The following is a 25,500-nucleotide window of genomic DNA, read 5'->3' as shown; positions in this document are numbered from 1 at the left end:
AGAGTTTGGTGCGAGGTCAGCCCAGATCGAGCTGTTCGATCTCGGCAACGAATTGGGTCAGTTCCTTGATCGATGAATCGATATCGGCGCGCTGTGCTTTGAGCTTTGCGATGTGTTCGCGACACTTCTCGATCGTGACGCGGCGCTGCTCGACGCGTCCATCGTCAAGGTCGTAAAGGTCGATCATCTCGCGGATTTCGGTCAGGCTGAAGCCGACGTTCTTGGCGCGCATGATCCAAGCGAGCCGAGCCCGGTCACGCTTGGAATAAACGCGGGTCAGCCCGACGCGAGCCGGACTGATCAGTCCTTCGTCTTCGTAGAACCTGAGAGCGCGTGCGGTGCAGCCGAATTCCGAGGTTAGATCGGAAATCGAGAACTGCTCCCTGCTCAGCTTGTCAGGGCGGTCGAGATGGGCCCCGTTGCGGCGCTGGGCCGAACCGGTGCCTTCGTGATCGTTTTCGGGTGCGGTAGCCATGAGCATGGACTACCTTACCTTTACGTGAGCGTCAAGTCTTGACCTTTACGAGAGCGCTGGCGTCATCCGCAGTGGGATCAATCCGGCGGTAGAAGCACGATTGTTCGCCTGTGTGGCAGGTCGGCCCCGCAGGCTCAGCCAGGATTACCAGCGCATCCTGATCGCAATCGACGCGAATCTCGCGGAGGTTCAGGTAATGGCCCGAAGTCTCGCCCTTGAGCCACAATTTGCCGCGCGAGCGTGACCAAAAGTGCACCCGGCCGGTCTCTCTCGTCAGAGCCAACGCTTCCGCATTCATGTGCGCTACCACCAGCACATCCTTTGTCTCCTCATGCACGACAACGGCGGTGATCAGGCCGCGAGAATCGAACCGCGGCGCGAACTGCGTGCCTTGTTCCCGTTCCTGAGTCGAAAGCTGCTGTGGGTCGGACAAAGGTGTTCTCCTGGTGGAATATTTGCTCGCATGGGCGATGGACGGTTCACCCTATGCGACAGTTTGTTGCACGATAACAACAGATGCGGATCAAAATCCATTGAAAGGAGCCTTTGCACTTCACCATCGGTAAAGGTGGTGGAAGAACAACGCCATCGGACGCTACGGCGTTCGGCCACCAGACAACGGCATTGCAAGGTGCCAGGTTCAGGGGGTGACCGGTTCAAGCCGACAGCGGGGTGTCGGTAGTTCCGGTTGAACGATGAGGGACAGGATCCTGATGACGAAGTTAGGGGGTCGTCATCTGAGCTCTCTTTGAGCGGTTCCGAACCATTTCGTCACGTGGCGCCCGGGGCTGTAATGGCCTCGGGCGTTTCGGTTTCCGGCCTCGCCTTGCCCATTCCACTTCCGTCAATGACCCGCGCAAAGCATGCGATATGCACGCTCTTTGCCCCCGCGTTCAACAGCGCGACGGTGCAGGCAGAACTCGTGGCACCGCTGGTGAGAACATCGTCAACCAGGATGATGTCGCGTTTGGCGACCCGCGCAACCGAACGCGCGCGCACCTCAATTGCTCCTGCAAGCGCCCGTTCACGCTCTTCCCGTCCGAGGCCGCCAAGGCTGGGTGTGCGCTTTCGCCTTACCAGCGCATCGACTTCCAGTTCGCCTTTGCCGGTCTTGGCAAGCTCACGCGCCAGCAGCGCCGCCTGATTGTATCCGCGCTGCCAAAGCCGCCAGCGATGCAAGGGGACCGGGACAAGGAGCGCAGGCTCGCCAGACAATTCGTCAATCCGAGCGGCTATCAACCGGGCAAGCAAGGGCGCAAGGGCAATTCTGCCACCATGCTTGAAATTGAGGATCAGGCGGCGGGAGGCATCGTTGTACACTGTCGCCGCCACGATCCCCGAATGCTCTGGCGGATCGGCAAGGCATGCATAGCACTGGTCGGCCTTCATAGCCTGGGCACTACCCATCGGACGTTGGCAGGTCGAACACGACGGATCGCCGGGAACTTCCAGTTCGCTCCAGCAATCGGGACACAAGCCACCCTGCGTGGCAAGGGCGCTGCCGCAAAGCGGACAACGAGGGGGATAGACCAGATCGACGACCGGCCTCAGACCCTCGGCAAGATGCGACCCCCACCCCATGACTCGATCTGTGCACCCCTTGCGCCGCGCACGCAAGCGCGGCAGGGCGAGATGCATGAATGAGGCTTCCGTTCCCCGCATCTTTTCCGAAACCCGCCGCGTGCAAAGGGTTTCGCGATCCATCTTGCGGCGCGAGCGGCGTGGGGATGCTGCGCGCTTCATCTTAGACGACATCTGCGACGACATCGTCGAACGGCTTGCTTTCGTCCGGCATGAGGCGCGCAGTTCGATACTCTTCGGGCCTGGTTCGACGGAGCTGTCTGCCTACCTCGCGCAAGGCTCCGCCACGGTGTGCGAAGCTGCGATTGCGGACCCGACCCAACCGATAGCGGGCGGTCCATTCGATCTGGTCGCGGTGATCGGCCAGCTTGATGCGGTCAATGATCTGCCGGGTGCCTTGATCCATATGCGCAATGCGTTGCGGCCGGGCGGTCTTGCCATTGCCAGCTTCATCGGGGGCCAGAGCCTGCCGCGCCTTCGGGCCGCGATGCTGGCTGCTGATGGCGATCGACCGGCGGCGCGCATTCACCCGATGGTCGATGCGCGGGCCGCACCGCAATTGCTGCAGCGGGCCGGGTGGAAGGACCCAGTGGTCGACACGCACACGCTGACGGTACGCTATTCCTCGCTTGATCGACTGGTCGGCGACCTGCGCGATCAGGGGCTGACCAGCGCGCTCGCCGACCGTGCGCCCCCAATCGGCAAGGCCGCCCTCGCCCGCGCAAGAGCCGCCTTCCTCGATCAGGCCGATGCCGACGGCAAGGTATCCGAAACCTTCGAGATCGTCACCCTGACCGGCCGCCGCTCACTTGCCGGCAGCTAGTCCAGCCTGAGCCGCCGCAAGCCGCGCAATCGGCACGCGATAGGGCGAGGCGCTGACGTAATCGAGACCCACCTTTTCGCAGAACGCGATCGAAGCGGGGTCGCCGCCATGCTCGCCGCAGATTCCCAGCTTGATATCGGGCCTCGTCGCCCTGCCCCGCTCTGCCGCCAGTTCGACCAATTGGCCGACGCCTTCGATATCGAGGCTGACGAACGGATCGCGCGGGAAGATGCCCTTGTCGACATAGGGAGCAAGGAACCGCGCCGAATCGTCACGGCTCACGCCCAGCGTCGTCTGCGTCAGGTCGTTTGTGCCAAAGCTGAAGAACGCGCCTTCCTGCGCGATCTCGCCTGCCATAAGCGCCGCGCGCGGCAGTTCAATCATGGTGCCGACCAGATACTCGACCACGGTGCCTTTTTCGCCGAACACCTCGGCCGCCACCTTGTCCACCAGCCCTTTCAGCAATTGCAGCTCGCGCCTTGTCGCCACCAGCGGGATCATGATCTCGGGCAGAGGAGCTTCACCCGAAGCCGCCTTTACCGCACACGCCGCCTCAAAGATGGCCCGCGCCTGCATCTCGTAGATTTCGGGATAGGTGATCCCGAGACGACAGCCGCGATGGCCCAGCATCGGGTTGAATTCGTGCAGTTCGTCCGCGCGCCGCTTGAGGTGATCGACACCCAGCCCGGTCGCATCGGAAAGCTCGGCAAACTCCTCGTCACGGGTCGGCAGGAACTCGTGCAGCGGCGGGTCGAGCAGGCGGATCGTGCAGGGAAGCCCCGCCATCACCTCGAAGATCGCGGTGAAGTCGGCCCGCTGTTCGGGCAGCAACTGCTCAAGCGCCTTGCGCCGTCCGCGCTCGTCTTCGGCAAGGATCATCTGGCGCACCGCGCTGATCCGGCTTGCGTCGAAGAACATGTGCTCCGTCCGGCACAGGCCGATGCCTTCGGCGCCGAACTGGCGCGCCATCTTGCAGTCGGCGGGCGTTTCGGCGTTGGTGCGCACCTTCATCCTGCGCAGGTCATCGGCCCATTCCATCAGCGTGGCGAAATCGCCCACCAGCTCCGGCTCGATCGTCGGGACGATACCGAGCATCACCTGACCATTCGCCCCGTCGAGCGTGATCTCGTCGCCTTCCTTCAGTTCCTGCGAGCCGATCCGCAATGTGCGGTTCGCACGGTCAATCGACACCGCACCCGCGCCCGAGACGCAGGGGCGGCCCATACCGCGCGCCACCACCGCCGCGTGGCTCGTCATCCCGCCGCGCGCGGTCAGGATGCCTTGCGCGGCGTGCATGCCGTGGATGTCTTCCGGCGAAGTCTCGACCCGGACAAGGATCACCTTCTCGCCGCGATTGGCCCATTGTTCTGCCGTATCGGCATCCAGCACGATCTTGCCCGCTGCCGCGCCTGGCGATGCGGGCAGACCGGTCGTCAGCACATTGCGCGGGGCATCGGGGTCAAGCGTGGGGTGCAGCAATTGATCGAGCGCCATCGGATCGACCCGGCGCACTGCCTCGCGCTTGTCGATCAAGCCTTCGCCCACCATTTCCACCGCCATCTTGAGCGCGGCCTTGGCCGTCCGCTTGCCCGAACGGGTTTGCAGCATCCACAGCTTCCCGCGTTCCACGGTGAACTCGATGTCCTGCATGTCCTTGTAGTGCGCTTCGAGCAGGTCGAACACGCGGGCCAGCTCGCCATAGGCTTCGGGCATGGCCTCTTCCATCGACAGCGGCTTGGCTCCGGCGGCCTCACGCGCGGCCTTGGTCAGATATTGCGGCGTGCGGATGCCTGCCACCACGTCCTCGCCCTGCGCGTTGATCAGGTATTCGCCGTAATAGGCGCGGTTGCCCGTCGCCGGATCGCGGGTGAAGGCCACGCCCGTCGCCGACGTGTCACCCATGTTGCCGAACACCATGGCCTGAACGTTGACCGCCGTACCCCAGTCGCCCGGAATGTCATTGAGGCGGCGGTAGACCTTTGCTCGGTCGCTGTCCCAGCTGTCGAACACGGCGCGGATCGCGCCCCACAATTGCTCGTTCACATCCTGCGGGAACGGCTTGCCCAGTTCCTGTTCGACAATGCCCTTGTATTCGCCAACTAGAGCGCGCCAGTCTTCGGCAGAAAGCTCGGTATCGTTGTAGAAGCCGTTGTCTTCCTTGGCGATTTCCAGCGCTTCTTCGAACAGGCCATGATCCAGGCCGAGCACAACGTCGGAATACATCTGGATGAACCGGCGATAGCTGTCCCAGGCGAAGCGTTCATCGCCGCTGGTCGCCGCCAGCCCTTCGACGGTGGCGTCGTTAAGGCCAAGGTTCAAAACCGTGTCCATCATGCCGGGCATGGAAACCCGCGCACCCGAACGCACCGACACCAGCATCGGATCGGCTGCATCGCCGAAACGCTTGCCCACCGATTCCTCGATATGCGTCAGCGCCTTGGCAACTTCGGCGCGCAGGGCATCGCTGAATTCCGCGCCATGCTGCAGATAGTTGACGCATTCCTCGGTCGTGATGGTGAAACCCGGAGGCACGGGCAGGCCGATGCTGGCCATTTCCGCAAGGTTCGCGCCCTTGCCACCGGTGACAGTCTTGTCGCCCTGCCGGGGATCATCATGAGGCGCGTTGCCGCCGAAGGTGTAGACCGATTTCGTCATTGCTGGTTCCCCTTCATGGAACACTGATCACGCCCTTTTGAAAAAGTCCGTGCCGTGTCCATCTCTCGGTAATTCCAAAGGTTTTGCGTGTTTGCGGGCATGCGATGCGTGACTTTCCGTTCAGCCTTCGATCCGGCTGAAATCGGCGACATTGCCGACGGCGCGGGTGAAGCGCGCCAGCAGGTTGAGGCGGGCGTCGCGCTTTGTCGCGTCATCATCATTCACCGTCACCTCATCAAAGAAAGCATCCACGGCTGCCCGCAAGCTGGCGAGCGCGGCCATGGCATCTTCAAACCGCTCCTGCGCCACCGCAGCCGCCGCCTTGGGCGCGGCATCGGCCAGAGCATCGATCAGCGCCTTTTCGGCTGTTTCAGGTGAGTAGGAAAGTTCGACTTTCGTCCCGTCATCGCCGGGTTGGCCGGCATGACCTTCCTTCTTGAGGATGTTCGCCGCGCGCTTGTACCCGGCAAGCAGGTTCGCGCCGTCTTCGGTTTCCATGAACGACTGAAGCGCATGGACACGGGCGAGCAACCGGACGAGATCGTCCTCTCCGCCGAGTGCGAACACCGCGTCGATCAGATCATGACGGACACCCGCTTCGCGCTGCTGAACCTTGAGACGGTCGGCGAAGAAGTCGAGGAGTTCACCCTCTGCAACGCCCATCCGCAGTCGGTTTTCGGTAATGAGCCGGATAATCCCGAGTGCGGCGCGTCTAAGGGCGAACGGATCTTTTGATCCAGTCGGCTTTTCGTCGATCGCAAAGAAACTGCGCAAGGTATCCAGCTTGTCCGCCAGCGACACCGCCACCGTCACTGGAGCAGTCGGCACATCATCGCCCTGCCCCACCGGCTTGTAATGATCGCGGATCGCGTCCGAGACTTCGACCGGCAGGCCTTCCTTTTCGGCGTAGTAACCGCCCATCAGGCCCTGCAATTCGGGAAACTCACCGACCATTTCGGTGACAAGATCGGCCTTGCACAGGCGCGCGGCCTGTTCGGCGAGGTCCGGGTCGCCCGCGACAATCCCTTCCTCGCACAGCCACCTTGCCAGCTTCGCCACGCGCTCGACTTTGTTTGCGACGGTTCCCAGCTTCTCGTGGAAGGTGATCCGCTCCAGCTTCTTCGCATGATCCGCCAGCGAAGTTTTCTGGTCGAGTTCCCAGAAGAACCGTGCATCGGAAAGCCGTGCGGCCAGCACCTTGCGGTTGCCGTCCACCACCACGGCAGGGTCAACCGCTTCGATATTCGCGGTGCAGATGAATGCGTTGGCGAGTTTCCCGGCGCTGTCCTCGCACACGAAATACTTTTGGTTCACCCGCGCGGTCAGCTGGATGACCTCGGGCGGCACGTCGAGATAGCTTTCGTCGAACCGGCCAAGCAGCGGCACCGGCCATTCGGTGAGCCCGGCGTTCTCGATCACCAGCCCTTCATCCTCGACCAGCTTAAGGCCGGCCTCGGCAGCGACTTTGGCCGCGCCTTCGCGGATGATCGCGGCGCGTTCCTGATGATCGACGATGACATGGGCGGCGCGCAGTTTGGCGGCGTAATCGTCCGCACCTGCGATCTCGATCTCGCCTTCGGAATGGAAGCGATGCCCGCTTGTTGTGCGGCCCGAGGCCAGCCCGTCGGTGACGCAAGGCACGATTTCGCCATCGAGCAGCGCGACAATGCCCGAAAGCGGGCGGACCCAGCGGGTGCTTTCGCTGCTGATCGAGGCTGCGCCCCAGCGCATCGACTTGGGCCAGCTGAAGTCGCGGATGATCGCGGGGATCGCCGCAGCAAGCAGATCGGCAACGGTCTGCCCCGGCTTCTCGATCACCGCGAACCAGGTGGCGCGGCCCTTGACGTCGCGCTCTTCCAACTGATCGCGCGTCACGCCGTTCTTGCGGCAGAAACCGTCGATCGCCTGATCGGGCGCGCCCACCGGCGGACCCTTGGCTTCTTCGGTGACGGCCTCGGTCTGCAGCGGCAGTCCACGCGCAATCAGCGCAAGGCGGCGCGGTGTCGACCACACGGTGAGATCACCGGCAGCAATGCCAGAAGCTTCCAGCTCGCGGCGGAACAGTTTTTCCAGTTCGGCACGCGCCCCTGCCTGCATCCGGGCAGGGATTTCTTCGCAACGCAGTTCAAGCAGGAAATCAGCCATCAGTTGAGGCTCCATTCCGGATATTGCGCGGCCCAGCGCGGGGCCATCAGCTCGGCGTATTTCTCGCAGGAACCGCGCGCCAGATCGCGCACCCGGCCCATGTAGCTGGCGCGTTCCTGCACGCTGATGACGCCGCGTGCCTGCAGCAGGTTGAAGATGTGGCTGGCCTCGATCGCCTGTTCATAGGCGGCAATCGGCACGTCATTGGCAAGCGCGTTGCGGCACTCTGCCTCGGCCTTGGTGAACAGGTCGAACAGCGCGTCTGTCTCCGCCACTTCGAAGTTCCACTTCGACATCTGCTTTTCGTTTTCGAGGAAGACTTCGCCATAGCTGACCCCGCGATCGTTGAAGGCGAGGTCGTAGACGTTGTCGACGCCCTGAATGTACATGGCGAGCCGTTCGAGCCCGTAGGTCAGTTCGCCCGCCACAGGCTTGCAGTCGAAACCGCCCATTTGCTGGAAATAGGTGAACTGGGTGACTTCCATCCCGTCGCACCAGACTTCCCAGCCCAGCCCCCATGCCCCGAGCGTGGGCGATTCCCAGTCGTCTTCGACAAAGCGGATGTCGTGCGCCAGCGGATCGATGCCGATGGCTTTCAGGCTGTCGAGATACAGTTCCTGAATGTCACCCGGCGAAGGCTTCAGGATCACCTGATACTGGTAGTAATGCTGCAACCGGTTCGGGTTTTCGCCATAGCGCCCGTCGGTCGGGCGGCGGCACGGCTGGACAAAAGCCGCATTCCACGGCTCCGGCCCCAGTGCGCGCAGCGTGGTTGCAGTGTGGAATGTCCCCGCCCCCATACGCATGTCATAGGGTTGGAGAATGACACAGCCCTGCGCCGCCCAGAAATCGTGCAGCGTCAGGATCATGTCCTGGAAAGAGCGGGTCGGATCACGCGCGGGCAGGCCCGCAGCTTGAGGGTGGCTGTTCATGGCGCTTGGCCCATGGCTCATGCCCCGTGAAGCGTCAATGGTGCGACGCAACATCCCGACCTTCCCTGCACGAATTCCAGCGGCAGAAGTCGCCTCTTCATTACCAAAAGTCAGGTTATGTTGACATTGTCAGCGAATCAGGACATATAGTCAGGACACCCTGACATTTAGTCATAACAACCTGATGGAGGTCCGCCATGAAATCGCTCTCGGAAACGGTCCGCATGAAACGTTGGCAGGCAATTCTCCTGCTTGGGTTCAGCGGATTTGCAGTCGGCAACATCCTCGCAAAAAGCACGGCTACCCTCGGCCTGTAACCGCCATGAAAAACCGCCTCAAAGTCCTCCGCGCGGAACGCGACTGGTCGCAGGCCGAACTGGCCGGACGGCTCGACGTCTCACGCCAGGCCGTCAACGCGATCGAGACCGGCAAGCACGATCCCTCGCTCCCCCTCGCCTTCCGCATCGCGCGGCTGTTCGACATGTCCATTGAAGAAATCTTCGACGACGGAGAAAATTCATGACCGATACCGATACCCTCAACCCCGGAGAGGCACGCCACAAGGCCCGCCAGCGCCGCCAGATCATCTATTTCTGCGTGGCCATGCTGATCGGCGGACTGATCGGCTTCTTCACCGGCTTCTTCGATCAGGGCGACGGCAACCTGTTTCGCGGAGACTGGGAGGAGCTTTCGCTGCCGTCTGGCGTAGCCATCGGCATAGCATTCGGCTTGCTCGTCGGCTTTCTCGCCCTCCCGCTTTGGGGTTTCACCCAGATCGACGATTACAAGCGTGAATTGAACTACATCTCCTTCACCGGCGGTTCGCTGGCGGTGCTGGCGGGCTTCCCGATCTGGGCGGTGCTTTACGCCGGAGGGTTCGTGCCCCCGCCCCATGCCTTTGGCGTTTGGGCAATTGGGTTCGTCGCGATGGCCCTCTCCTATCTTTACGCCTGGCTTACCCGGTAAATTCTTCTTTCCCGTTCAAATTACAGTCAAATCGTCCCATTAGATACTCACCCTCGAAAGGAACTGCCCCAATGAAACTCCGCTCTATCGTTTCGGCTTCGGTTGCCAGCCTTGCCCTGTTCGCTGCCAACCCGGCCTTTGCCGACGCGCATATGGAAGCAGCGGGCGAAACCGCCCTGCCCAGCGGCCCAGAAGGGCCGGCGCTGTGGAAGGTCGCCGATGAAGACACCACCATTTATCTGTTTGGCACGGTTCACGCGCTGAAGCCGGACGTGCAATGGTATGACGCCGAAATCGACGCGGCGCTCCAGTCGGCAGACACTGTTGTTACCGAAATCAAGATGGACCCCGAAAGCGAAGCGGCAATGCAGCAGATGGCACTGCAACGCGGGATGTTCACCGATGGCACCACGCTGCGTTCTGTCCTCGACGAAGAACAGACCGCCAAATACGAAGCCGCACTGGCGGGCATGGGCATTCCCGCGGCCACGTTCGACCCGTTCGAGCCGTGGATGGCCGGTCTCACGCTCACCATGCTGCCGCTGCTGCAAAAGGGGTATGATCCCAATTCGGGCGTCGACAAGATTATCCTCGGCAAGTCTGGAGACACGGCGAAGGACGCGCTTGAGACGGTCGAATTCCAGCTTGGCATCTTTGACGGGATGCCGATGGACCAGCAGGTCGAGTTCATGATCTCCGCCGCCGAGGGTGCGGGCGAAGCCGAAGCCATGCTCGACAAGATGGTGGCAGAATGGGTCGAAGGTGACGCCGAAGGGCTGGCCGACGTGATGAATGAGGGCATGGAAGGCGAAGGTTTCGCCGAAGTGCTGCTCTACAATCGCAACGCCAACTGGGCGGAATGGATTGAAAGCCGTCTCGAAACCACTCCCGGCACCGTGTTCATCGCTGTCGGAGCAGGCCACCTCGCGGGCGAACGCAGCGTACAGGATTACCTGGCTGAGCGTGGCATCGAAACCACGCGGGTGCAGTGAGCCTGTTTCGATCTATCGCCCTCGCCTGTACGCTGTTGATCGCGGCATGCAGCGGGGGCGAACCGGATGGCGGTGACGAAACCACCGCCAATCCGCTGCTTTATGAAATCGCGAACGCAGACGGGGAGGTCGAAGGATGGCTGCTTGGCACCATCCACGCCCTCCCCGATGGCGTTTCGTGGCGCACCGCCGCTATCAAAGACGCGATCGAGGCGGCAGATATACTGTGGGTCGAAATAGACGATCAGACCAATGACGCCGGAAGGGCCGAGATATTTGCCCGTTTGGCCAGGACACCGGGACTCGATCCGCTTCAAGAGCGGGTGGCACCAGACCTGCGTGAGCCGCTCGAAATGATCCTGGCCCGCTCCGACATCCCGCTCGATCAGTTTCATTCTACCGAGGACTGGGCCGCAGCGATCCTGCTGGCGCGTGTGGATGCAAAGGGCAAACCTGCCAACGGGGTCGATCGTGCGGTGATCCGCGATTTCGAAGGCCGCCCCATACGCGGCTTTGAGACGACCGCATCTCAATTGGGCATATTCGACACGCTGCCGGATGAGGATCAGCAAGACTTGCTGGAAGGAACCGTGCGCGAATGGATGGCCTCCCGCGACAATCCCGATTGGCTGTTACAGGCATGGCTGGCGGGCGATGAAGCCACCCTGGCCAGGGCCACAGGCGAAGGCATCCTTGCCTACCCCGAACTGCACGAAGCCTTGCTGGCGGGCAGGAACCGTCGTTGGGTCGCATCGCTGCTGCCTGAGCTTGGCAAACAGCCGAAGCCTCTTGTGGCAGTCGGCACGGCGCATCTGGTCGGCCCGGACGGCCTCGTTGCGATGCTGGAAGCCGAAGGGTACACCCTCACCCGCCGATAGATGAAACCGTCGCGCAGCCGAAAAGCGCACTTCGCGGTTGCCTTTTCCCCCGATCCCGCTATGTGCCCGCGCTTCGGCGCTCTGGTCATCCCTGGAGGCGGCGCGCTGCAAAACACTCTCTAACACGCTTTCGAAAGGCAAATGCAATGAGCGACACTCTCACTTTGCCGGCCGAACGCCGCGAACGGGCAGGCAAGGGAGCCTCCCGAGCACTTCGCCGCGAAGGTCGGATTCCCGCAGTCATCTACGGTGGCAAGGAAGAACCCACGACGATCCACGTCGAGGAAAAGGAACTGGTCCGTCAGCTGATGACCGGCCACTTCATGAACTCGATCGTCAATATCGAAGTGGGCGGCGAAACGATCCGCACCCTTCCCAAGGATGTCGCGCTGCATCCCGTGACCGATCGCCCGACGCACGCGGACTTCTTCCGCCTGTCGAAGGATGCGAAGGTCGATGTTTCGGTTCCCGTGATCTTCATCAACGAAGAAAAGTCGCCCGGCCTGAAGAAGGGCGGCGTTCTCAACGTTGTGCGTCACGAACTCGAACTGGTTTGCGCTGCAGACAAGATTCCGGGCGAAATCGAAATCGACGTGACCGGCAAGGATGTCGGCGATTCGATCCACATCAGCGAAGTGAACCTGCCCGAAGGCAGCGCCAGCGCGATTACCGATCGCGACTTCACCATCGCTACGCTCGTTGCTCCGTCCTCGCTCAAGAAGAGCGAAGGCGACAACAGCACCGAAGCTGCTGATGATGAAGCAGCCGAAGAGGAAGGTGGCGAGGACTGATCCTCCCCCTCTGACGATTGAAATCACCAAGACACCGGGCTGGGAAACCAGTCCGGTGTTTTGTTTTGGAATTCCCGCCGCTACAGCGCGCTCATGCAGATCTGGACTGGCCTAGGAAATCCCGGACCGCGCTATGCGCTGCACCGGCACAACGTCGGCTTCATGACGCTCGACGTGATCGCCGACATGCATGGCTTCGGCCCGGTGCAGAAGAAATTTTCCGGCTGGGTCCAGGAAGGCCGGATCGGGTCCAGCAAGGTTCTGCTGCTGAAACCCGCGACTTTCATGAACGAAAGCGGGCGCGCGGTTGGCGAGGCGCTGCGGTTCTACAAGCTCGATCCCTCTGCGCTCACGGTTTTCCATGACGAGCTCGACCTCGCCCCGTTCAAGGTCAAGGTGAAGCAGGGCGGTGGAACTGCGGGGCACAACGGGCTGAAATCGATCGACCGGCACATCGGGCCTGAATTTCGCCGGGTTCGCATCGGCATCGGCCACCCCGGCCACAAGGATCGCGTCACCGGCCATGTTCTGGGCAATTACGCCAAGGACGAACAGGATGATCTCGCCACCATGCTCGGTGCAATCGCGGCAGAATCGGAATGGCTGGCCGCAGGCGACGATGCCCGATTCATGAGCGACATTGCCCTGAGGATGCAGGATTGATCACGCAAAACAGGGTTAACGCGCCGGTAACCTGAGCCAGAATGGGACATGCTGGCAATCCCGACTGCACGAAACAAGGCGTTGATATACAGTCGAATTGTGAGGGCGTAAGTCTACTGCCCAAAATCAATTTGAGGGTCTCAATCAATGCGTTCCATCAATTTCGTTCACGCGCTCATCGTGATTGCCGCGATCGGTATCGCCGCGGCTCCGGTCCACGCGCTGAAGCCTCCGCCGCAGGAACCGCCGATCAGCAGCAGCTCGGGCGGGTCGTCGGGTGGGTCTTCTGGCGGCACTCCGGTGCCTGAACCTTCCAGCATGATGCTGTTCGGTGCGGGCGCAGCCGCTTTCATGCTGACCAAGCGTCGGCGCAAGCAAGCCGCCTGATCGCCACATACGGCAAATGAGTCTTCGAAGGGCGCGTTCCGTTATGCGGGGCGCGCCCTTTCCCGTTGGCGTGCACCCTCTGGCCAATTGCGACAGGCGGCGCTAAGGCGCGGCTCTTTCTCAACGCTTTCACGAAAGAGTAGCCCAATGGGTTTCCGCTGCGGGATCGTGGGCCTGCCCAATGTCGGCAAGTCCACTCTGTTCAACGCCCTTACCGAAACGCAGGCCGCACAGGCCGCGAATTATCCTTTTTGCACCATCGAGCCGAATGTCGGCCAGGTCGCCGTCCCGGACGAGCGGCTCGACAAGATCGCCGCCATCGCGGGCAGCGCGAAGGTGATCGAAACCCAGCTCGCCTTCGTCGATATCGCCGGACTCGTCAAAGGCGCGAGCAAGGGCGAAGGTCTGGGCAACCAGTTCCTCGGCAACATCCGCGAAGTGGACGCCATCGTGCACGTGCTGCGCTGTTTCGAGGATGACGACATCCAGCACGTCGCCAACAAGGTCGATCCGATCGCGGACGCCGAAGTGGTCGAGACCGAGCTCATGCTGTCCGATCTCGAAAGCCTCGAAAAGCGGGTGGCAAACGCGGCCAAGCGCGCCACCACCGGGGACAAGGAAGCCAAGATCATGGCATCGGTGCTGGGTCAGGCGCTCGAACTGCTCAAGGACGGCAAGCCCGCCCGACTGACAGAACCCAAGGATGACGAGGAAGCGCGCGTCTTGAAGCAGGCGCAACTGCTCACCGCCAAGCCGGTGCTCTACGTCTGCAACGTGGCCGAAGACGAAGCCGCGACCGGCAACGCCCTGTCAGAAGCCGTCTTTGCCAAGGCCGAAGCCGAAGGCGCGCAGGCGGTGGTGGTATCCGCCGCAATCGAGGCCGAACTGGTTGGCATGCCGCCCGAAGACCGCGTCGAATATCTGGAGTCGCTGGGTCTTGCCGAAAGCGGCCTCGCCCGCGTGATCCGCGCCGGATACAAGCTGCTGGGCCTCAAAACGTTCTTCACCGCCGGCCCCAAGGAAGCGCGCGCTTGGACCTTCCCCGACGGCGCCAAGGCTCCGCAGGCGGCGGGCGAGATCCACTCCGACTTCGAACGCGGCTTCATCCGCGCCGAAACCATCGCCTATGAGGACTACGTTACTCTCGGCGGCGAAGCGGGCGCGAAGGAAGCAGGCAAACTGCGGCAGGAAGGCAAGGAATACGTCGTACAGGACGGCGACGTGCTGCTGTTCAAGTTCAACGTCTAGGCAAATCAGCGCCCTCGCGCCTTAACCGGCAGGGTTTATTCCTTCTGCGCATCAACCGCTGCGAAGACGTCCATCACCGCGGCCGCAATCTCGGCGGGCACTTCCTCCTGCAGGAAATGTCCTGCCGTGGTTTCGGTGACGGGCGCATCGGGGAAATTGGCCCGCATCAGGTCCAGCCTGCTGCCCAGGATCGGGTCCGCCATGCCCCAGACTATCCGCACGGGCAGATCAAGCGTTGCTACATAGCTTTCAATCTCGCGCATCTGGGTGGCGCTGGGATGATCGGGGCCGTCCGCAACCATCCGCATCATGGCCAGCGGTGCCTTGATGTTCCCGTCATCGCGCAATGGCTGGCCATAGAGTTGCAAGACATCGGTCGGCATTGAATCCGGATCACCTTGAGCACCCGGCAGACGGTCGAAGATCGAACCGAATGTTTCCAGCATGAACTCGCCCATTACGGGCGTCTTCACCGCAGCGTGCGCGGCGGAAATGTCGCCCTTTTCGGTGGGGGCGTTGAAGCCGGTGTTCATCACAACCGCCCCCGAAATGACACCCGGATTGCGCCCAAGCGCGCCCATGCCGATAGGCCCGCCCCAATCCTGACCGACATAGATCGCCTGTCCCAGATCGAGCTGCTCGATCAGTTTGGCCGTCCAGCGCAGGTGATTTTCAAGTCTGTGTTCGCTGGCCGGAACCTTGCTGGAAAAGCCAAGCCCGACGAGTGTCGGCATGATGATCCGGAACTGGTCCTTTGGCAGGACGTCGGCGACCTTGCGATAAAGGAAGCCCGAAGTCGGATTGCCGTGCTGCATGTAGACAGGGTAGCCCTCGCCGACTTCCAGCACGTGCATCTTTATGCCCGGCTCCACCTCGACAAGATAGCTTTTGTAATCCGGCCCGATCATTGCCTGCGCATAATCGGGGACAGGAAAGCCTTCGAACTCGCCTGATGCGGTGGTGACAGTGCCCGCGCCTTTGGGTGTCACCGGCGAACCATCGCGAGTGGCATAGATTGCCAATACGGCGGCCCCGACGATCAAAACCGCAATCACGCCAAGGACAATCTTCTTCATGGCACCCCTTTCGCGGGCCTAATGCCGCCCGAACAGCTTTTCGACGTCTTCCATGCTCAGCTTCACCCAGGTCGGGCGCCCGTGATTGCACTGGCCTGATCGCGGAGTTGCTTCCATTTCGCGCAGCAGGGCGTTCATTTCGGCGACGCTGAGCGCCCGCCCTGCCCTGACCGATCCGTGACAGGCCATGGTCGCGAGAACATATTCGAGCCGTTCGGCAAGCAACAGCGATCCGCTGTCGTCCTGCTTGCCGTGCTTTGCGATATCGTCGGCAAGGTCGCGCAGCAGTTTGGTCGTGTCGGCCTTGGCAATCGCGCTTGGTACGGCGCGCACCAGCATGGCGGCAGGGCCGAAGCGTTCGACCTGCAATCCGTAACGCGCCAGCCCCTCGGCTGCGTCCTCCAGACGATCGCAATCGGCTTCGTCCATTTCCACCACATCAGGGACAAGCAATGCCTGAGACCGGGTAACGGCCTCCTCCGCCCCTGCCCGTTTCAGCCGCTCGAGAACCAGTCGCTCGTGCGCGGCGTGCTGATCGACCAGAACCAGCCCGTCGGCACTTTCCGCGACGATATAGGTGTTGGCGACCTGCCCGCGCGCGATGCCCAGCGGATATTGAGCAGCATCTTGCGGGAGAGGCGCTGCTTCCTCGGCTCGGCCGGAAGGAAGCGCGGGAGAGGGTATGATTGGCGCGGGTGCATTCCATGCCGGGCGCGGTTCGCCAAGTGTTGCTGATGGCGCGGGCTGCGCGGCCCAATCACGCCCTTCGAAGATCGAGCGCATGGCGGCGGGTTGCTCCGCAACGGGCTCCGCCTGCCAGCGTGCCATGGCGCCCCTGTCCGGCCCCTGCGCGCTGCGCCTGTCGCCGGTTGCCAGCGCCTGACGAAGTCCGCTGACGATAAAGCCGCGCACCCCTGCGCTGTCGCGAAAGCGCACTTCGGTTTTCGCCGGGTGGACGTTCACATCGACGTCCTGCGGCGGGATGTCGAGGAACAGCGCCAGCACCGCGTGCCGATCGCGCGCCAGCATGTCGGAATAGGCCCCGCGCACCGCCCCAGTCAGCAGTTTGTCACGCACCGGACGGCCGTTGACGAACAGATACTGGTGATCGGCAACCCCGCGATTGTAGGTCGGCAGGCCCGCCAGCCCCGTCAGCCGCATGACCCCGTGCGGTGTTTCCCGCGCAAGATCGATTTCGACCGCATTGTCCTTCAATTCGCGCGCGACGATCTGCGAAACGCGGGTCGACAGCGCCTCGTCGCTTTGCGTCGAAAGCCCCTTGCGGGTTTTGCCCTCCGCCCCGTTTTCCAGCGTGAAGGCGATATCGGGCCGCGCCATCGCCAGTCGCCGGACGATATCGAGGCAGGCGATGTATTCGCTGCGTGGAGTGCGCAGGAACTTGCGGCGCGCGGGCACCTTGGCAAAGATCTGCTCCACCCTCACCCGCGTTCCATGCGGCACGGCAGCCGGTCCGTCCTCGACCAGTTGCCCGTGGTCGACCACCCGGCGCCACCCGTCCGCTGCTCCTGCCACCCGGCTTTCCAGCGTCAGGCGCGCGACGCTGGCAATCGACGGCAGCGCCTCGCCGCGAAAACCCAGCGTCGTCACCATCTCGATCGCATCATCGGGCAGTTTCGATGTGGCATGCCGTTCCAACGCCAGCGCCATGTCATCCGCGCTCATGCCGCAACCATCGTCGGTGACTTCGAGCCGGGTCAGCCCGCCATCCACCAAAGCGACAGCGATTCGCCGCGCGCCCGCATCAATCGCGTTCTCGACCAGCTCTTTCAGCGCGGCAGCAGGCCGTTCTACCACCTCTCCGGCGGCGATACGGTTCACAAGCTCGTTGGGAAGGCGGCGAATTTGGGCCATTTGTCGCATGCTAGCCCTCACACGCCGCAAATTCGAGGGGAGCGGGGGAAAATCCCCCCTTCAGTCAACAAAAATTTTAGCAATTGCGTCAAGGTTTCGCTAGGCGCATTGGGTCTTGTCAATTTTGGGATCGGTTGCGGACACCCTGCCCCTTGCGGGTTCCCCTCACAGGCTTCCGCCACGGCTGCTCCCGGCTACGGAAAACGATAAAATGAGCTTCTGGAACAACCTGTTCAAATTCGGTTCGCAAAACATGGCCATCGATCTGGGGACGGCCAACACGCTGGTCTATGTCCAGGATCAGGGCATCGTCCTCAACGAACCGTCCGTTGTCGCAATCGAGACGATCAACGGGATCAAGCGCGTCAAGGCCGTGGGCGATGATGCGAAGATGATGATGGGCAAGACTCCGGACAGCATCGAAGCCATCCGCCCGCTGCGCGATGGCGTGATCGCCGACATCGAAATTGCGGAAGAAATGATCAAGCACTTCATCCGCAAGGTGCATGGCAAGCGCAACCTGTTCCGCTATCCCGAAATCGTGATCTGCGTACCCTCGGGCTCAACCTCGGTGGAAAAGCGCGCAATCCGCGACGCGGCCTCGAACGCGGGCGCGTCGGAAGTCCACCTGATCCTTGAGCCCATGGCGGCGGCAATCGGGGCTGACATGCCCGTGACCGAGCCGGTGGGCAGCATGGTCGTGGATATCGGCGGCGGCACCACCGAAGTCGCGGTTTTGAGCCTGCGCGGTCTTGCTTACACCACCTCGGTCCGCACCGGGGGCGACAAGATGGACGAAGCCATCGTCAGCTATGTCCGCCGCCACCACAACCTTCTGATTGGCGACTCAACCGCCGAACGGATCAAGAAGGACTACGGCATCGCCATGGTTCCCGAAGACGGCGTGGGCGAAACCATCACGCTGAAAGGCCGTGACCTTGTGAATGGCGTGCCCAAGGAAATCACGATCAATCAGGCGCACGTCGCCGAGGCGCTGTCCGAACCGATCGGCGCCATCGTCGAGGGTGTCCGGATCGCGCTTGAAAACACCGCACCCGAACTGGCGGCGGATATCGTCGATCAGGGTATCGTGCTTACCGGTGGTGGCGCGTTGATCCGCCGCCTCGATGAACATCTGCGCGAAGAAACCGGCCTGCCGGTATCCATCGCTGAAGATCCGTTGACCTGCGTTGCAATCGGCACCGGCCGGGCAATGGAAGATCCGGTCTATCGCGGCGTTCTGATGACTGCATAAGTGCAATTCCACGCAGCCGCTGCGGGGGAGATGAAGACAAGGGAAATATCAGGCCATGGCGCCGCCATCATCGCGTCGATCGGGCTTTTCGAAGAAGCAGCAATATTCGGTCTTCACCGGGTATCTGCTGGCTACGCTCGGTGCGCTGGCGGGGCTTGGCCTGCTGGCGATATCGCTGTGGCAGCCCGCGACGTTCCAGCCCCTTCGCGGAGCCGCGACCGATGCTGTCAGCCCGGTCGGTGAAGCCACCGGAACCGTGCGCGGCGAAAGCCAGGGCATTCTTGCAAGCATCGCAGGATACTGGCGCGCCGGTAGCAAGAATGCCGAATTGCGCCGCGAAGTCGAACTTGCCCGCATCCGGCTTGCCGAAGCGCAAGCGGTTGAAACCGAAAACCGGCGGCTGAAGGCTTTGCTGGGCCTTGCCAGCGAGACCACCAAGCCCGTCGCATCGGCGCGGCTCGTCGGGTCAAGTGCGACCAGCGCACGGCGGTTTGCCTATATCGGGGTCGGCAAGAATGACGGTGTCGAAATCGGTATGCCGGTGCATTCAGAACGCGGCGTAATCGGGCGGGTGCTCGAAACTTCGCGCTTTTCCTCACGCGTACTCTTGTTGACCGATAGCGAAAGCGTGCTCCCTGTTCGCCGGGCAAAGGATCAGACCGTTGCCTTTGCCGAAGGGCGCGGCGATGGAATGCTGCGCATCCGGCTGATCAATCTCGGTCTCAACCCGCTCGAAGTCGGGGACGTCTTCGTCACCAGCGGTGCAGGCGGATATTACCGCCCCGGTGTTGCTGTCGCCGTCCTTAGCGAAAAGACCGCCGATGGCGGCATCGCCCGCCTGATCGCAGAACCGGCGGCGACCAATTTCGTCGTGGTCGAACCTGTTTACGAACCGCTGGCGGTGCAGGCATCTGAAGTGCGCGCGCGCGACGAACTGAGCGATGCGGAGCTTGAGGATTGATTGATCGTCTTGCCCCGCCGACGCAGCGCCGGGCCTATGGTCGCGGAGGCATCAACCGCGTCGAGTCACCTTGGCGCGCTCTTTCAGTGCCCTACGTTTCGATCATGCTCGGATCGCTTCTGCCATTCCTGCTGATGGCCGACGTGATGCCGCTCGTGCCGCCACTCGGCTATCTCATGTTCCTTGTCTGGCGCATGATGCGGCCCGGCCTCTTGCCGTTGTGGGCGGGTGCTCCGCTTGGAGCATTTGATGACCTGTTCAGCGGGCAGCCCTTCGGCAGCGCCATTCTGCTATGGTCAGTCACCATGATCGTGCTGGAAATCATTGAAACCCGGTTCCCCTGGCGGGGCTTCTGGCAGGACTGGTTCACCGCCGGTCTAGGCATTGTGCTCTATATCATCGCAGCCATGGTGGCCACGGGCGCAAACCTGACCTCGCATCTTCTCATCGCGGCGATTCCGCAGCTTGTTCTCGCGGTTCTGCTGTATCCGCTGTTCGCCCGCTTTGTCGCCTGGCTTGACCGGTTCCGCCTTTCGCGCACGCGGAGGATAGGGTGAAGCGGTTTTTCAAGTTGAAAACCGGCGTGCAAAGGCGTGGACCGCTGGTCAACGCGTCAACGCTCAAGAACACGTTTGACCGGCGCGCATTTGTCGTCGGTGCGGTGCAGTATGGTGTCGGCATATTGCTGGCCGGACGCATGGCCTATCTCGCTATTGCCGAGAACGAGAAATACCGGCTGGAATCCGAAAGCAACCGGGTCAACCTCACGCTGATCCCGCCTCGCCGTGGATGGATACTTGATCGCAACGGCGCACCGCTTGCCTCGAACCGCGCCGACTTCCGCGTCGATATCATTCCTGATCGCCTGACCGATCCCGATGCGATGATCGACCAGATCGGCGAACTGCTGGAGCTTGAGGCGGACCGCATCGCCGACCTCAAGACCGAGGTTGCAAACGCGCGCGGATTTGCCCCTGTCGAAGTCGCCAGCGGCCTGAATTACGAGCAATTCGCCGCGCTCAGCGTACGCCTGCCTGACATGCAGGGTGTCGTCCCCCAGCGCGGCTTTTCGCGCTACTACCCTACCGCATCATCCGTCGGGCATCTGATCGGCTATGTCGGCCCGGCATCGGCCGAGGAATACGAAAAGGATCGCAACCCGATCCTGATCACACCGGGCTACAAGATCGGCAAGGACGGGTTGGAAAAGCAGTTTGAACAGGAACTGCGCGGTGTACCCGGAGCGCGCCGGGTGGAAGTGACGGCGGGCGGGCGCATCGTGCGCGATCTCGAAACCCGCGAGGATATTCAGGGCGATCCGGTACGGCTTACCATCGACGGACCGCTTCAGGATTACGCCGCGCGCCGCATCGGCCTTGAAAGCGGATCCGTGGTGGTGATGGACTGCGCCACGGGCGACCTTCTGTGCATGGCCTCCATGCCCAGCTTCGATCCGAACAGCTTTTCCGACGGGATCGGCAGCGTCGAATACGCGATGCTGCGCGACGACCAGCGCGTGCCACTGCGCAACAAGGTGCTTAAAGGGCTGTATCCACCCGGCTCCACGGTGAAACCGATGCATTGCATGGCCTTCCTGAAAGAGGGTGTGCGCCCGGAAGAAACCATCGTGTGCGGCGGCGGACGCCGGATCGGCAACCGTTTTTTCCGCTGTCACTCCAATCACGGCGTCGTCAACATGGACAAGGCGATTGCCCAAAGTTGTGACAGCTATTTCTATCACTTCGCGCAGCAGGTCGGTTTCGACAAGGTCGCCGAGATGGCGAAATACCTCGGCATGGGGCAGGAATTCGATCTGCCCGTGACCAGCCAGTTCTATGGCACCGTCCCCAGTTCCGATTGGAAATTCAACAAGTTCGGGCGCGAATGGCAACCGTTCGATACGGTCAACGCCTCCATCGGACAGGGATACTACCTCGCCAGCCCGCTGCAATTGGCGGTGATGAGTACCCGCCTCGCAACGGGGCGTCACGTCGAACCGCGCCTGACGCTCGACACACCGCCGCGCGGGTTCGATCAGGTCGATTTCCCGGAAGACCAGGTGCAGTTCATCCGCCAATCGATGAGCAATGTCGTCAATGGCGCTGGCACGGCGCGGCGCGCGGCGCTGCCCTTCCCTGACATCCAGATTGCCGGGAAGACCGGGACAGCTCAGGTCGTGTCCCTGAGCATTTCCGATGGTCGCAGCGGCCCTTGGAAATACCGCGATCACGGCCTGTTCGTGTTCTTCGCCCCATTTGACAAACCGCGCTACGCCGGCGCTGTCGTGATCGAACATGGCGGCGGATCAGGCGCGGCCTATCCGATTGCGCGCGACGTAATGACCTTCATGTTCGATCCGGCCAAGGGGCTGGAGGCGCTGCGCGCTCTCGAGCAGCAATGGGGAGGCACAGCGCAGGAACGGCTGGAGAAGCGCTACGCCGCCTATGCAGCCGAACGGGGCGCAGCTGTCACTCCGCCCCCGCGACGCGACGAGGAGATATTCGACCGGGTCGAGGCCGAAGCAAGGCTTGATGCGGCGCGGACACAGGAAATCGGCGAAGAATTTGTCGAGCCGCGCGAAAATCAGGCCGCGTCCGGCTCCCCGCCGCCCGATGCCTATAATGCCGCTGCGCAGGCGGAGGCGCAGTGATGCAACGCGAACGCACCGGTATAGTCCCAGAACCGATCGCGCGGCAGCCGTGGTCGATGCTGATCCCGCTGTTCATGCTGGTCGCTTTTGGCGCGGCGGTTCTGTACTCCGCCGCTGGCGGATCGATGCAGCCCTTCGCTGCGTCGCATCTTGTCCGCTTTGCCGTCTTCATGATCATGGCTGCGGTCATCGCGAGCCTGCCGCGCGAATTCGTGCGGTTTATGACTTATCCTGCCTATATCGTTGTTCTAGTTATGCTAATGGCCGTTGAGGCTATGGGTGCACTACGCGGTGGTAGCCAGCGCTGGCTCGATCTCGGTTTCATGGTGCTGCAACCATCCGAACTGATGAAGCCAGTGATCGTGGTGACCTTGGCGCAGTTCTACTCCACCCTGCCGGTGGGTCTGATCACTGGGTGGCGGGCTCTGGTGCTGCCGGGTGCGCTTGTCGCGCTGCCCATGGCGCTGGTGTTACTGCAACCTGATCTCGGTACGGCGTTGGCCATCGGTTTCGGCGGAGCAGTCGTCATGCTGCTGGCCGGCTTGCCTTTGCGCTGGTTCATCGGCGGGGGTGTTGCGGCAGTCGCAGCTGCGCCGCTGATCTTCTATTTCGGCCTGCAGGAATACCAGCAACGCCGCGTAATGACGATGTTCGATCCGGAAGCCGACGCCTTGGGCGCGGGCTATCACATCACCCAGTCCAAGATCGCGATCGGATCAGGCGGCGTGTTCGGCAAAGGCTTCAACAACGGCTCGCAAAGCCACCTGCAGTATCTGCCCGAACCGCACACCGATTTCGTCTTCGCCACCATGGCCGAGGAATGGGGCCTTGTCGGCGGCCTGTTCGTGCTTGCGGTGTTCAGCATAATCCTGCGCTGGGGCATGCGGGTCGCCCGGGAATCCAGAGATCGGTTTGCCAGCCTTCTTGCTGCCGGGATGACCGCAACCATTTTCTTCTATGTGGCAGTTAACCTGTTGATGGTGATGGGTTTTGCCCCTGTCGTCGGCATACCGCTTCCGTTCATGAGCCACGGCGGATCGTCGATGATGACGAACATGATCTGCATCGGCGCCCTGATGATGGTGAACCGCTGGAACCGTAACGCACCACGGGGCGGGCTGAGCGGTTGATCAGGCCGGTCAGATCTTGACCAGACCCAGCTTGAGCCCCTTGACGACGGCCCCGACCCGGTCGGTCACTTCGAGCTTGGCGTAGATCCGTTTGGAGTAGGTCTTCACCGTATCCGGCGACAGGTCGAGGATAGTCGCAATCGAGTTGTTCGATTTGCCGCGCGCCTGCCAAGTGAGCACCTCCGCTTCGCGCTCTGACAGCAAGGGCCCGCCATATTTGTATTCGACGATGATCGAGATCCGCTGGTGCGCGGCTTGCGCCATGCTGCGGATCAGTCCGACCGCATCGGGATCGACCTCGTCGACATGGCGCAGGAAATCAAAGGCCGCATAGGCGTCCCGCCCGTTCCGGCCATAAAGCGGGAGGCCAAAGCCATGCAGCAGGCCGAATTCGCGCATCCGCTCGAAACAGGTTTCCTGCTCGGACGTGTTGGGCTTCCAGCCCATTGCATCCTGCCATGTCATCAGCGCCCCGAACTCCATGACGCGATCTGGGATCGGATCGAGCAGTCGGAAGCCCTGTTCATCATACAGGGCGAGCCACTCGGGATCATAGCCGTAGGAGAAAACGCTGGTGGCCACCGAAGCGGCGTTCTCGAACTGCGGCTTCACGTAATAGCTCATGCGGGCAACGCCCGATGAAATCGCCAAGTCTCGCAGATAGGTGAGGACGGCGCCGATATCGACGAGCGTCTCTATGCGATCGTAATGGCTTTGCATGACGTCATGATACCATTGAACTTGCAGAAATATACGTCACCCAAGTGGGCGACTTTATCTTCTCCACCCCTCCGATCCATATGGTTAACACGCTTTGAGGAGCGAGGGTCACCGGGTCGCATTGCCGGTCTTGCTCAAAGGGCAACTGGCTGTCCCAAGTCCTGTCGGCAGGTGCATTTACCTGGCTGCGCGCACCTGTCGACAGGCATCAGCTTCCTTGAGCAAGGCCCTGATTTATAGGGATAGTGATGCGAAATTTTCGGGATGCGACCAGAGCGTCGCTTGCCAGCTTGCTTACGCGAATACGCGGCAAGAAACCAGAAGGCGTCCGAGACACCACACTCGCATCACCGCTTGTCATGGCGATCCACCAGCGTGAAAAACAAGGGCTCCCGACCCGGCTCGTCGAATTGCATCGGATCACAGGCCTGACGCAGCCCGAAGCCTTGAGTGCGCTAGCCAGATTGGAGCGGATTGGCATGGTTGAGATCGAGCCAGACCACACCAACCGCTTCGATTCAGTGGTGGCGTTGACCGATGATGCGCGCTGGCGCCTCGCACGCGATTCCGGCAGTCAGGTGCCATAGCGGTCGGATAAGGCTTTTCATCTGCAGAAGGCACGCTATATGCAGCGCCTCACCTGATTCGTGGCCTCGAGTTTTCGGTCCAATCCGGTGTCCCGATGTAGAATCGGCATGGACGCATAGCTCAGTTGGTAGAGCAGCTGACTCTTAATCAGCGGGTCCTAGGTTCGAGCCCTAGTGCGTCCACCACCCTTATACCGATCTTAACCATCATCGTGGCCAAACGCCTGAAAAATCGCGTTTTCTGAAGAAAAGCGTTAACCCCGCTCCCCTACACCGGCCGCCATGGCGCGGCTGTTTGCCCTCTTCGGTATGGCCCTTGCGACGCTCCTTCTGACGGGCGGCGCCTCTGCGCATGCACAATCGATGGAGTTGACGGCTCGCTATTCCACCGAATTCTCACGGGAGCATCAGGTGAAGCTCGCCATCCGGCAGGCATCGGATCGCACCGGGGTCGACTACCATTACCTCTTGGCCAAGGCGCAGATCGAATCCGGGCTCAATCCGCAAGCAAAGGCGCGAAATTCCAGTGCAACCGGACTGTTCCAGTTCATTGAGCGCACCTGGCTCGCCAATCTGGAAAGCAATGGCGAGAGTCTCGGCATTTCAGAGCATGTCCGCAAGTCTCGTCAGGCCCGCCTGGAACTGCGCGAAGACCCGCAGATCGCCGCTTTGATGGCGGCAGCCTATGCGCTGGAGAATGGCGAGCGACTGAG

The 25,500-nt window shown here is 61.8% G+C and carries 24 protein-coding genes, 1 tRNA gene and 1 pseudogene; 17 read left to right on the top strand and 9 right to left on the bottom strand.

Translation table 11 applies throughout. The features are described from left to right. Positions 1–16: 16 nt before the first annotated feature. The 3 genes from AABA34_RS10285 to AABA34_RS10275 form a co-directional block, all read right to left on the bottom strand. Complete coding sequence (locus AABA34_RS10285) at positions 17–475, bottom strand: MerR family transcriptional regulator (protein WP_034953998.1); 459 nt, start codon at positions 473–475, stop codon at positions 17–19. Positions 476–506: 31 nt separating this feature from the next. Further along, on the bottom strand, positions 507–908 hold the full coding sequence (gene hisI, locus AABA34_RS10280) for a phosphoribosyl-AMP cyclohydrolase (protein WP_338302529.1): 402 nt from the start codon (positions 906–908) through the stop codon (positions 507–509). 338 nt (positions 909–1,246) lie between these two features. Further along, a complete protein-coding gene (locus AABA34_RS10275; protein WP_338302528.1) occupies positions 1,247–2,056 on the bottom strand; it encodes a ComF family protein in 810 nt (269 codons plus the stop codon). Positions 2,057–2,111: 55 nt separating this feature from the next. Here AABA34_RS10275 and AABA34_RS10270 point away from each other — a divergent pair, with 55 nt between their 5' ends. Further along, positions 2,112–2,879 (top strand): methyltransferase domain-containing protein, encoded by a 768-nt coding sequence (locus AABA34_RS10270; protein WP_338302527.1) that lies wholly within the window; start codon positions 2,112–2,114, stop codon positions 2,877–2,879. Here the strand turns inward: AABA34_RS10270 and ppdK are convergent. From ppdK to AABA34_RS10255, 3 genes are all read right to left on the bottom strand, one after another. After that, the gene (gene ppdK / locus AABA34_RS10265; protein WP_338302526.1) at positions 2,862–5,534 is read right to left on the bottom strand and encodes a pyruvate, phosphate dikinase; all 2,673 of its coding nucleotides are present in this window, start codon (positions 5,532–5,534) and stop codon (positions 2,862–2,864) included. The genes AABA34_RS10270 and ppdK overlap by 18 nt on opposite strands. Positions 5,535–5,654: 120 nt before the next feature. Then, on the bottom strand, positions 5,655–7,679 hold the full coding sequence (glyS, locus tag AABA34_RS10260; protein ID WP_338302525.1) for a glycine--tRNA ligase subunit beta: 2,025 nt from the start codon (positions 7,677–7,679) through the stop codon (positions 5,655–5,657). Then, complete coding sequence (locus AABA34_RS10255; RefSeq protein ID WP_051699936.1) at positions 7,679–8,611, bottom strand: glycine--tRNA ligase subunit alpha; 933 nt, start codon at positions 8,609–8,611, stop codon at positions 7,679–7,681. The genes glyS and AABA34_RS10255 overlap by 1 nt, the downstream gene beginning before the upstream one ends. A gap of 322 nt (positions 8,612–8,933) precedes the next feature. Between AABA34_RS10255 and AABA34_RS10250 the strand changes: the two genes are divergently transcribed. The 8 genes from AABA34_RS10250 to ychF all read left to right on the top strand — a co-directional run bounded on the left by AABA34_RS10250 (position 8,934) and on the right by ychF (position 14,536). Then, positions 8,934–9,134 (top strand): helix-turn-helix transcriptional regulator, encoded by a 201-nt coding sequence (locus AABA34_RS10250; RefSeq protein ID WP_252257760.1) that lies wholly within the window; start codon positions 8,934–8,936, stop codon positions 9,132–9,134. Continuing rightward, the gene (locus AABA34_RS10245) at positions 9,131–9,577 is read left to right on the top strand and encodes a hypothetical protein (protein WP_338302524.1); all 447 of its coding nucleotides are present in this window, start codon (positions 9,131–9,133) and stop codon (positions 9,575–9,577) included. Before AABA34_RS10250 ends, AABA34_RS10245 begins: the two co-directional genes overlap by 4 nt. A gap of 71 nt (positions 9,578–9,648) precedes the next feature. Next, positions 9,649–10,569, top strand: a complete 921-nt coding sequence (locus AABA34_RS10240) for a TraB/GumN family protein (protein WP_338302523.1) — start codon at positions 9,649–9,651, stop codon at positions 10,567–10,569. Continuing rightward, the gene (locus AABA34_RS10235; RefSeq protein ID WP_338302522.1) at positions 10,566–11,447 is read left to right on the top strand and encodes a TraB/GumN family protein; all 882 of its coding nucleotides are present in this window, start codon (positions 10,566–10,568) and stop codon (positions 11,445–11,447) included. Before AABA34_RS10240 ends, AABA34_RS10235 begins: the two co-directional genes overlap by 4 nt. Before the next feature lie 146 nt (positions 11,448–11,593). After that, a complete protein-coding gene (locus tag AABA34_RS10230) occupies positions 11,594–12,238 on the top strand; it encodes a 50S ribosomal protein L25/general stress protein Ctc (protein ID WP_338302521.1) in 645 nt (214 codons plus the stop codon). Positions 12,239–12,331: 93 nt separating this feature from the next. Next, the gene (gene pth, locus AABA34_RS10225; RefSeq protein WP_338302520.1) at positions 12,332–12,901 is read left to right on the top strand and encodes an aminoacyl-tRNA hydrolase; all 570 of its coding nucleotides are present in this window, start codon (positions 12,332–12,334) and stop codon (positions 12,899–12,901) included. A gap of 147 nt (positions 12,902–13,048) precedes the next feature. Then, positions 13,049–13,288 (top strand): PEP-CTERM sorting domain-containing protein, encoded by a 240-nt coding sequence (locus AABA34_RS10220; protein WP_034953986.1) that lies wholly within the window; start codon positions 13,049–13,051, stop codon positions 13,286–13,288. Between the two features lie 147 nt (positions 13,289–13,435). After that, entirely contained in the window at positions 13,436–14,536 is a 1,101-nt protein-coding gene (gene ychF, locus AABA34_RS10215) for a redox-regulated ATPase YchF (RefSeq protein WP_034953985.1), read from the top strand. Between the two features lie 35 nt (positions 14,537–14,571). Here the strand turns inward: ychF and AABA34_RS10210 are convergent, their stop codons facing one another. Together AABA34_RS10210 and mutL are read right to left on the bottom strand one after the other, a co-directional pair. Continuing rightward, on the bottom strand, positions 14,572–15,612 hold the full coding sequence (locus AABA34_RS10210; RefSeq protein WP_051699785.1) for an alpha/beta fold hydrolase: 1,041 nt from the start codon (positions 15,610–15,612) through the stop codon (positions 14,572–14,574). Between the two features lie 18 nt (positions 15,613–15,630). After that, positions 15,631–17,484, bottom strand: coding sequence for a DNA mismatch repair endonuclease MutL (mutL, locus tag AABA34_RS10205; protein WP_034953984.1), 1,854 nt, complete (start codon positions 17,482–17,484; stop codon positions 15,631–15,633). A gap of 211 nt (positions 17,485–17,695) precedes the next feature. Between mutL and AABA34_RS10200 the strand changes: the two genes are divergently transcribed. From AABA34_RS10200 to rodA, 5 genes are read left to right on the top strand one after another with little or no spacing between them, the layout of a single operon-like run. Further along, complete coding sequence (locus tag AABA34_RS10200; protein ID WP_034953983.1) at positions 17,696–18,739, top strand: rod shape-determining protein; 1,044 nt, start codon at positions 17,696–17,698, stop codon at positions 18,737–18,739. A 55-nt stretch (positions 18,740–18,794) separates the two neighbouring features. Continuing rightward, positions 18,795–19,700 carry a rod shape-determining protein MreC gene (gene mreC / locus AABA34_RS10195; RefSeq protein ID WP_338302519.1) on the top strand — a complete coding sequence of 302 codons (906 nt, stop codon included), beginning with the start codon at positions 18,795–18,797 and terminating at the stop codon, positions 19,698–19,700. Next, positions 19,697–20,257, top strand: a complete 561-nt coding sequence (locus AABA34_RS10190) for a rod shape-determining protein MreD (RefSeq protein ID WP_338302518.1) — start codon at positions 19,697–19,699, stop codon at positions 20,255–20,257. The genes mreC and AABA34_RS10190 overlap by 4 nt, the downstream gene beginning before the upstream one ends. Positions 20,258–20,283: 26 nt before the next feature. Next, positions 20,284–22,350 carry a penicillin-binding protein 2 gene (gene mrdA, locus AABA34_RS10185; RefSeq protein WP_338302517.1) on the top strand — a complete coding sequence of 689 codons (2,067 nt, stop codon included), beginning with the start codon at positions 20,284–20,286 and terminating at the stop codon, positions 22,348–22,350. Next, complete coding sequence (gene rodA / locus AABA34_RS10180) at positions 22,350–23,480, top strand: rod shape-determining protein RodA (RefSeq protein WP_338302516.1); 1,131 nt, start codon at positions 22,350–22,352, stop codon at positions 23,478–23,480. The genes mrdA and rodA overlap by 1 nt, the downstream gene beginning before the upstream one ends. A 9-nt stretch (positions 23,481–23,489) precedes the next feature. Here rodA and AABA34_RS10175 read toward each other — a convergent pair whose 3' ends face one another. Next, the gene (locus AABA34_RS10175) at positions 23,490–24,200 is read right to left on the bottom strand and encodes a helix-turn-helix transcriptional regulator (protein ID WP_338302515.1); all 711 of its coding nucleotides are present in this window, start codon (positions 24,198–24,200) and stop codon (positions 23,490–23,492) included. 359 nt (positions 24,201–24,559) lie between these two features. On the opposite strand from AABA34_RS10175, the gene AABA34_RS10170 reads away from it, so the two are divergent. The 3 genes and pseudogenes from AABA34_RS10170 to AABA34_RS10160 form a co-directional block, all read left to right on the top strand. Continuing rightward, positions 24,560–24,787: a hypothetical protein gene (locus tag AABA34_RS10170; RefSeq protein WP_034953978.1), complete on the top strand. Its 228-nt coding sequence runs from the start codon at positions 24,560–24,562 to the stop codon at positions 24,785–24,787. A 110-nt stretch (positions 24,788–24,897) separates the two neighbouring features. Continuing rightward, positions 24,898–24,973: transfer RNA gene (locus AABA34_RS10165), tRNA-Lys, on the top strand. A gap of 96 nt (positions 24,974–25,069) precedes the next feature. Beyond that, a pseudogene (locus AABA34_RS10160) lies at positions 25,070–25,300 on the top strand (3,4-dihydroxy-2-butanone-4-phosphate synthase); the annotation flags it as partial. Between the last annotated feature and the right edge of the window lie 200 nt (positions 25,301–25,500).

Origin of the sequence: Erythrobacter sp. Dej080120_24, from assembly GCF_036322605.1 — a bacterium.
GTDB classification, from domain to species: domain Bacteria; phylum Pseudomonadota; class Alphaproteobacteria; order Sphingomonadales; family Sphingomonadaceae; genus Erythrobacter; species Erythrobacter aurantius.
Note: the sequence above shows the minus strand (reverse complement) of the source record. Positions and strands in the feature narration are given on the sequence as shown.